Below are 1,127 nucleotides of genomic sequence, written 5' to 3'. Positions count from 1 at the left end.
CCCAAGCGCGCGTGCGGGCGAGTTCTCGGCGCACGGCACCTTCGATGGCGACGTGTGCTTCCTGCGCCAGGACGGGCAGCGCGGTGTGGGCCCGCGTGCTGGGCCGCTCGGTGCGGGGCGCCTCAGGCGATGCGGGCACGGTCTGGATGCTGGAGGACCTCACCGCCGCGCGCGAGGCCCGCCGCCGCGAGAACTGGGCGGGCGGGCTCGACGCCCTCACGCAGTTGGCCAACCGCGACGCGTTCAGCCAGCGCCTGCATGCGCTGCTGGCCGACCGCGCGGCCCGCCCCGACACGGTGCAGGCGCACCCGGGCGGGGAGGCGGGCGAGGGCGTGGTGCTGTTCCTGGACCTGGACCATTTCACCGTGGTCAATGCCATTGCCGGGCACGACGCGGGCGACGACGTGCTGCGCCACGTGGGCCGCCTCATCGAGACCCAGGTGCGGTCGGTGGGCTGGGCGGCGCGGCTGGGTGGCGACGAGTTCGCCGTGGTGCTGCCCGGCTGCCCGCTGGGGCGCGGGCTGGCCATCGCCGAGCAGCTGTGCGCCGCCGTGCGTGCGTGGGAGCCCTCATACCAGGGCCGCAGCTACACGCTGGGCGTGAGCATCGGCCTCGTGCCGCTGGACAGCGGCGTATACGACGTGACCGCGGTACTCCATGCGGCCGACATGGCGTGCTACGAGGCCAAGCGCGCGGGCCGCGACCGGGTCGAGGTGCGCTCGGTGCGGGGTGGGCGCGCGCAGGTGCGCGCGGCGTGAAGGCGGGATGTGCCGCAGCGGCCACCGCGCCCTGTCGCCATCCCATCGCCGGATGCTTCGCTCTTGCCCCGTCGGTTTGCCGATAATCGCCCCGTGCCCCAACCCCATCGCCCGCTGCGCAACCCCCTTGCTGTCCACGGCGGGCTGGCGCGTTGGCAAGCCCGCGTGCGCTGGGTCATGGCGTGGTTCGTGCTGTCGCTGGGCGTGGCGGTGGCCTCGCCCATCGTGCACCCCCAGGTGGTCGAGTGGGTCTGCACCGGCGTCGGAACGGTGAAGGCCGTCGTGCATGCCGATGACGGCGCGCAGCCCGCGGGCCTGGCGCACTGGGACTGCCCGCTGTGCCTGCTGGCCGCGCCCCCGGCGCAGCCG

Annotated in this window: 1 protein-coding gene and 1 pseudogene; both read left to right on the top strand. The window is 74.8% G+C overall.

The window, feature by feature from the left end:
- A pseudogene (locus AC27IQ_RS25220) lies at positions 1-758 on the top strand (GGDEF domain-containing protein); the annotation flags it as partial.
- 93 nt (positions 759-851) lie between these two features.
- Positions 852-1,127: hypothetical protein (locus tag AC27IQ_RS25215; RefSeq protein WP_487091255.1), on the top strand; the 276-nt coding region annotated here is incomplete at its 3' end.

Source organism: Acidovorax sp. KPB24-07 (assembly GCF_057543315.1).
This window is presented reverse-complemented; position numbering and strand designations above follow the sequence as displayed.